Source organism: Lutibacter sp., from assembly GCF_046055765.1.
In the GTDB taxonomy this organism is placed as follows: Bacteria; Bacteroidota; Bacteroidia; order Flavobacteriales; family Flavobacteriaceae; genus Lutibacter.
Window position 1 is genome coordinate 1 of record NZ_JASFZF010000043.1, and the last position, 7,322, is coordinate 7,322.

Here is a 7,322-nt window from a genome sequence, read left to right on the forward strand (position 1 = left end):
CCGGCGTCTCCACTATTACATCTCACAATCCCTTTATCTATAAGGGTTTTATTTTCAAATCTCCATACCATCTCCCAAACAATATCTTAGTTTACAACTTCTAAACTATTAAAAACTAATACTTAAAGAAAAGTTACATAATTATGTTGATAAATTAAACTAACTTACAAAAATTAGATTATCCCACATTGGGATAGTAATATTTACATTCCCCTCTTACTTTAATAGTTGTAAAATTATAAATTGACATGACTAGTAATCAAGACCAAATAAATCAGCTTCTTAAGAAGCTTGAAACACTTTTAAAAAGACAAGAAGTATTTTCTAAAGAAGTAAATGAACTACAAAAGGAATTAACTCTTCTAAAAAACCCTATTGAAAAAAAAGAATTTATTAAAAAAGTATCTATTACTAAACAACCAATATCTAATGAAAATATAGCACCAAATAAATTACTTAGAACTACAAATCATAGAGTATTAGGTGGTGTATGTTCTGGGTTTGCTAAATACTTTGGAATCAACAAAATAGTAGTACGAATTCTTTGGTTCTTTTTATCCATATTTTTCGGTATTGGTTTTTTCCTTTATATACTCTTGTGGATTATTATTCCAAAAGAAAAACGAACTACAATTTTTGAAAAACCTCAAAGTACAACTAAGAATACACCTTCTGTTCAAACCACTCAAAATATCAAATCAAAAGGGAAATCAAATTTAAATTTAGAAAAATTTATTGGAGAAAATCTTATAAATAAAATTGGAATCGCAATAATTATCATTGGTGTAGCAATTGGAACAAAATATTCTATTGAACATGATTTAATAAGTCCATTAACAAGAGTTATATTAGGCTATCTAGTTGGATTAGGCCTTTTAGGATTCGGAATAAAATTAAAGAAAAAATATGTGAATTTTAGTGCTGTTTTAGTAAGCGGAGCCATAGCAATTTTATATTTTATGACTTATGCGGCATATAGTTTCTATGAGCTTTTCCCACAAACAATTGCTTTTACTCTTATGGTAATTTTTACCATATTTACGATTATTGCAGCCTTAAATTACAACAAACAAATTATTGCACATATTGGATTGGTTGGTGCCTATGCAGTTCCTTTTTTATTAAGTGAAAACTCAGGAAATACAACCATACTTTTTAGTTATATGGCAATTATTAATATTGGGATTCTAGTAATTGCTTTTAAAAAATATTGGAAACCTCTTTACTTTTCTTCTTTTATACTTACTTGGTTAATATTTACGTCTTGGCATGTGTCTGGTTTTAAAATAGATGAGCATTTTGGAATGGCTTTAATTTTTACATCTATCTTTTTTGCAATTTTTTATACAACTTTCCTTGCTTTTAAATTAATTCAAAAGGAAAAGTTTAATATCACTGATATTTTGTTATTACTAGCCAATTCATTTGTGTTTTATGGATTTGGTTACAGCATTTTAGATAGCCACGAAATTGGTACTCAATTATTAGGTGTTTTCACATTATGCAATGGTCTTTTACATTTCTTTGTTAGTATAATCATATACAAACAAAAATTAGGTGATAAAAATTTATTTTATCTCGTTTCTGGATTGGTACTTATTTTTATTACTATCGCTATTCCTGTTCAATTAGATGGAAATTGGGTGACACTTTTATGGATTGGTGAAGCTGCTTTACTATTTTGGATTGGAAGAACAAAAAAGATTCCTATTTATGAATACATTTCTTACCCCTTAATGGCTTTGGCTGTTTTCAGTATTCATCAAGATTGGTCTATGAATTATAATCAGGGTTATTTTAATATTAAGGCAATAAAAATAACACCAATACTAAATATTCATTTTCTTACTTCATTATTATTTATTAGCTCATTTGGTTTTATTTATTGGCTAAACACTGATAAAAAATACCTATCACCATTAAAAAGTGAGTTGCTAAAAATTATTTCATTTCTAATTCCTGCTGTACTTTTAAGTACACTTTATTTAGCATTTAGATTAGAATTAGAAAATTATTGGCAAAATCTTTATAATGAATCAATATTAACAATTAATGAATATGAGCAAAATACCAATTATGATTTAATTAAATTTAAAACTATTTGGGTACTTAATTACTCTTTATTGTTCGTTTCTGTTCTTTCATTTTTAAATATCAAAAAATTAAAAAACAGATTGTTAGGTAAAATTAATTTAGTTCTAAACGCTTTTGCAATACTAGTATTTTTACTACAAGGTTTATATGCAATAAGTGAATTACGCGAAAGTTATTTAGAAAAAACTTTAGCTAATTATTATGAAATTAGTACTTTTAATATTGGAATTAGGTATGTTTCCTTTGGGTTTATTGTATTATTACTTATATCTTTTTATAAATATATTAGTCAGGAATTTATGAAAGTTGATTTAAAAATGGCTTTTGATTTATTACTACACACTACTATTTTATGGATATTGAGTAGCGAACTAATTAACTTAATGGATCTTTCAGGATCTTCTGAGTCGTATAAATTGGGGCTTAGTATACTTTGGGGTATTTATTCTTTGTCGCTAATTTCTTTAGGAATTTGGAAAACTAAAAAACATTTACGTATTGGTGCCATTGGACTTTTTGCAATTACACTTCTAAAACTTTTCTTTTATGATATTTCGCATTTAAACACCATTTCAAAAACCATTGTATTTCTTTCATTAGGAATACTATTATTAATTATTTCATTTTTATATAATAAGTTTAAATACAAAATAACTGATGAAATTGAAAGCTAAAATAAGTACCTTTTTACTATTGCTGTTTAGTTCCTATTCATTCGGACAAATGCAGCAAAACAATTATAAAAGAGAATTACAGGGAATTAATAATACTTGGCATAAAGTGATTTTACCCGAAGAAATTTTTGAAAAAGTAGCTCCCAACTTAAACGATATTAGAATTTATGGCATTACTTCAAAAAATGACACACTTGAAGCTTCATACCTACTTCAAACGAAAACAGAAAAGCTAATTAATAAAGAAGTAAATTTTAAAATTATAAATTCATCTCATAACAAAAATGGATATTATTTTACGTTTGAAGTCGTATCTAGAAAAACCATAAATCAGCTAAAACTAAATTTTAAGCAACTAAATTTTAACTGGAAATTGAATCTTGAAGGAAGTCAAAACCAACTGCAATGGTTTACTATTATAAATGATTATAGAATATTATCTATTACAAATAAAGAAACCAATTATCAATTTACTAAATTGAATTTTCCAAGCTCAAAATATCATTATCTCAGATTACTGATAAAAGGCAAAGAAAAACCAGAACTGTCTAATGTGAAAATTACATCACATGAGATTTATAATGGTAGTTATAATACCTACTCTATTGAAAAAATAAAAAAAGTACAGAAAAAAGAACAAAAAGTAACGATACTTGAAATAGATTTAAAATCTACCGTTCCTGTGAGTTCGGTCAAAATTAAGGTTAAAAATACATTTGATTATTACAGACCAATAACTATTCAATATGTGTCTGATAGTGTAAAATCAGAAATGGGTTGGATATCTAATTATCAAACATTAACTAGAGGAACACTAAATTCATTTGAAAAAAACGAATTTAAATTCAAAAGTAGAATTTTAAAAAAAATAAAAATTACTATTTATAATAGTGACAATTCACCTTTAACCATTGATACCATTACAGTAAAAGGTTACATTCATCAATTAATTGTCCGATTTACGAAGCCTGCAAAATATTTTTTAACTTATGGAAACAAAAAAGCCTCTAAACCAAATTATGATATTGAACGCTTCATTTCAAAAATTCCTGATACTTTAGCCCTCTTAAATCTTGGGAAAGAGCAACTAATTATTAAAAAGAAAATTCAGGAAAGAAAACCTCTGTTTATAAATAAAAATTGGTTATGGGCAATTATGTTTGTAATAATTGTACTACTTGGATGGTTTTCAGTAAAAATGATAAAATCTAACTAAAAAGGGGTTGTAATTTTTTTATTTTTACATCTTATTTATCATCATCTAAGTCCATATCTTTTATCTCATCAATATCTATTTCAGAAATTACTTCCTCATCTTCATGGCTTTCCATACTACCCACTAATTCATCACTAATTTTCACTAAATACATCGTATCTTCATTAGAAACCTCAACTGCTTCAATATATTGACCTTTATGATTTGTGAATTTAACAATATCTCTTATTCCATAACCATCAGGGAATTTTTCCACCAATAAATTAAGAATTTTGTTGGTTAGTTTTTTATAATCTACAATTATTCGTTTCAAAATAAAGTTAGTTATAACGTGAAATTATTATTTATTTTGCTTCATATAGTTTTTCAAATATAAAAAAATATTTGAATCAACAGCTAAAATTAACATTAAGAAATCACTTTTTTTTGGCTTAAAAACCCATAAAAAATAAAAAAACCAAGATATTTCTTGGTTTTTTTATTCAATATTTTTAACTAAAATTAAAGCATCATCAAATTACTAATTTCTAGCTCCGTTAAATGACGCCAATGCCCACGAGGTAAATCTTTTTTTGTTAAACCAGCAAAAATTACACGATCTAATTTTACTACGCTATAATTGAAATTTTCAAAAATTCTACGCACAATTCTATTTCTTCCTGAATGTATTTTAACACCTACTTCACTTTTTGGTTGATTCATAATATATGATATTTCATCAACCTGCACTCTTTTTTCATCTAAAACAAACCCTTCGGCAATTTTTTGTAAATCACTCATTGTTAATTTTTTATCTAACGAAGCGTGATATAATTTCTGAATATTATGTTTGGGATGTGTTAACTTTTTTGCTAATTCACCATCGTTTGTAAATAATAAAAGACCCGTAGTATTTCTATCCAATCTTCCAACAGGATAAATTCGTTCTTTTGAAGCGTTAGCAACTAATTCCATGACTGTTTTTCGACCTCTATCATCATCCATTGTTGTAATAAAGTTCTTAGGTTTATTTAACAATACATATCTTTTCTTTTCAGGACTTATTGTTGAACCATCAAACTTAACCACATCAGTTGGCATTACTTTGTAGCCCATTTCAGTTATTAACTTTCCATTTACTGAAGCACTTCCTGCTTTAATAAAAACATCCGCATCTCTACGAGAACAAATTCCTGAATTAGAAATGTATTTATTTAAACGTATTCCTGTACTTTCTTGCTTATTTTCAGACTGCTTATTTTCTTGATTAGAAATTGGCTTACTTCTTTTAATGATTGGCTTAGGCCTGTAATTTTTTGCAAATTTCTTTTTGCTATTAAAACTTGGTTTTGAAGAATTTTGAGGTTTTCCTTTTCCTTGATGTCGTCCTCTCGACGAGTTTTTACTTGAATTCATTATTTATATTTTTTGCAAAAGTAATTTATTCTACTGATATTTAACGAAATAATTACTTTATTTCAGTAATATTCTATCTATAATCACTGAATAATCAATTAATGCTAAACTAAATACACCTGCAACAATTAATAACTTCAATACTAAATGCAATAGTACATAATTGCGTTTACTTTTACTAAACCATAAAGCAATTACAAAACTAATAAGAACAATAATACTTGTATAAAAAAAGTATTTCATACCTCCAATTTCTGGATATTTCATTAAGAAATAAATTGGATTTAGCGTTAAAATTGCCAAAAACGAAATTAATATTTTAGTAAAATATTCACCATATTTAACAGCTATAGTTTGATAATTTTGAATAAAATCGCCTTGTATTCTCTCCAAATCCTTTATCAGCTCACGTATTAACAAAATGAAAAACAAAAAAGCTGCATGAGTAAAAATTATTTCAGAAAAATTTTTGTAGTATACAAAAACAGCAAAAAATGGTAAAATAGCCAACCCTGCAGCAGAAAATAACCCTGTCAAAGGATATTTTTTAAGTTTATGAGAATAAAACCAAATTAAAAAAATATAAATTGAAAAAAATACAAATGCCCTCCAAGACACTAAAAGCGCAGTAACAACCCCAATAAAATTTAACAGAAAATAAAAACGGAGCTTATTTTTTTGACTTACAATAGCATCAATTTTAGATTTTACTGGCTTATTAATTTTATCAGTTTCAGAATCGTAAAAATTATTAATAATATATCCTGAAGCAATCACACATATAGTTGAAAGCACTATAAAATATAAGTTAATATCAAATAACACATATCTTAAAGATTTTTCAGGTGAAAAAATAAAAATAGATGCTAAATATTGAGCAACTACAATTAGTAAAATATTATAGCCTCTTACTACAGAAAATAAACTCAATACTTTTATATATAAAGGTGCCTGTTTTTTACTGTTATTTTTGGAAATTTCAAGTAAATCCATTGGTAAGAAAATTAGTAAGTAAACTTAGGTTATAGAAAGAATTAAAATCGATAAACTAACTCTAGTTTAAAATCTTTTAATATTATTTTTGCTTTATCAAAATCTTTAGTAAACCCTAAAATATAACCTCCACCACCTGAACCACATAATTTCAAATAGTAATCATTAGATTCAATTCCTTTCTTCCAAATTGTATGAAAAGGTTTAGGAATCATAGGTTTAAAATTATCTAATACTACTCTAGATAATTGCTTTACATTACCAAATAATGATTTTACATTTCCTTTCAAAAAGTCATCAATGCAGGCATCAGTGTGTTTTGCAAAATCTTCATTTAGCATTTTTCTAAAACCTTCATTTTTCATTTTATTCATAAAAATGTTTACCATTGGCTCTGTTTCACCAATCATTTCTGAATCTAATAAAAATACAGCACCTTTTCCTTCTTTTTGAGACGGAATGCCAGTAGCTTCTAAATTATCTTTTGAATTTATTAAAATTGGAATACTTAAATAGGAATTTAAAGGATCTAATCCTGAGCTTTTACCGTGAAAAAAAGACTCCATTAAAGAAAATATTTCTTTCAATTTTAGTAACTTCTCTCTAGTCAGGTTTTCTAATACAGTAATTTTATCATTACCGTATTTATCGTAAATTGAAGCAACTAAAGCTCCCGAACTACCAACACCATAACCTTGCGGAATACTTGAATCAAAATACATTCCTTCTTCAATATCTGTTTTAAATTCATCTAATCTAAAACTTACTATATTTTTAGTGTTTAAACCCAAAAGGTAATTGTAAAACTTTTCTAAATTTTTATTAGATTTAATTTCTTCTTCAGAAATTGTATTCGATATTTTTAAAGCTCCCTGATAACTATTGTAAGGTATTGCAAGGCCTTTGGAATCTTTAATAATTCCATATTCTCCAAACAATAAAATTTTTGC

The 7,322-nt window shown here is 26.3% G+C and carries 6 protein-coding genes; 2 read left to right on the forward strand and 4 right to left on the reverse strand.

Annotated features, from left to right (window positions below; all coding sequences use genetic code 11):
* Nucleotides 1-248: 248 nt before the first annotated feature.
* Nucleotides 249-2,768, forward strand: a complete 2,520-nt coding sequence (locus QM495_RS05270) for a DUF2339 domain-containing protein (RefSeq protein WP_408671066.1) — start codon at nt 249-251, stop codon at nt 2,766-2,768.
* Nucleotides 2,752-3,984, forward strand: coding sequence for a DUF3999 family protein (locus QM495_RS05275; protein ID WP_408671067.1), 1,233 nt, complete (start codon nt 2,752-2,754; stop codon nt 3,982-3,984). Before QM495_RS05270 ends, QM495_RS05275 begins: the two co-directional genes overlap by 17 nt.
* Nucleotides 3,985-4,015: 31 nt before the next feature.
* On the opposite strand, the gene QM495_RS05280 is transcribed toward QM495_RS05275, so the two are convergent.
* The 4 genes from QM495_RS05280 to QM495_RS05295 form a co-directional block, all read right to left on the reverse strand.
* Entirely contained in the window at nt 4,016-4,297 is a 282-nt protein-coding gene (locus tag QM495_RS05280; RefSeq protein ID WP_408671068.1) for a hypothetical protein, read from the reverse strand.
* Between the two features lie 188 nt (nt 4,298-4,485).
* Entirely contained in the window at nt 4,486-5,379 is an 894-nt protein-coding gene (locus tag QM495_RS05285) for a pseudouridine synthase (RefSeq protein WP_408671069.1), read from the reverse strand.
* Between the two features lie 57 nt (nt 5,380-5,436).
* The gene (locus tag QM495_RS05290; RefSeq protein WP_408671070.1) at nt 5,437-6,372 is read right to left on the reverse strand and encodes a geranylgeranylglycerol-phosphate geranylgeranyltransferase; all 936 of its coding nucleotides are present in this window, start codon (nt 6,370-6,372) and stop codon (nt 5,437-5,439) included.
* A gap of 41 nt (nt 6,373-6,413) precedes the next feature.
* Nucleotides 6,414-7,322, reverse strand: a 909-nt coding sequence (locus QM495_RS05295; protein ID WP_408671071.1) for a mevalonate kinase, incomplete at its 5' end; no start/stop codon positions are given.

Excerpts from the sequence above, each read along its gene's own strand:
- QM495_RS05275 (WP_408671067.1), top strand. The coding sequence starts at position 2,752 with ATGAAATTGAAAGCTAAAATAAGTACCTTTTTACTATTGCTGTTTAGT.
- QM495_RS05270 (WP_408671066.1), top strand. The coding sequence starts at position 249 with ATGACTAGTAATCAAGACCAAATAAATCAGCTTCTTAAGAAGCTTGAA.
- QM495_RS05290 (WP_408671070.1), bottom strand. The coding sequence starts at position 6,372 with ATGGATTTACTTGAAATTTCCAAAAATAACAGTAAAAAACAGGCACCT.
- QM495_RS05285 (WP_408671069.1), bottom strand. The coding sequence starts at position 5,379 with ATGAATTCAAGTAAAAACTCGTCGAGAGGACGACATCAAGGAAAAGGA.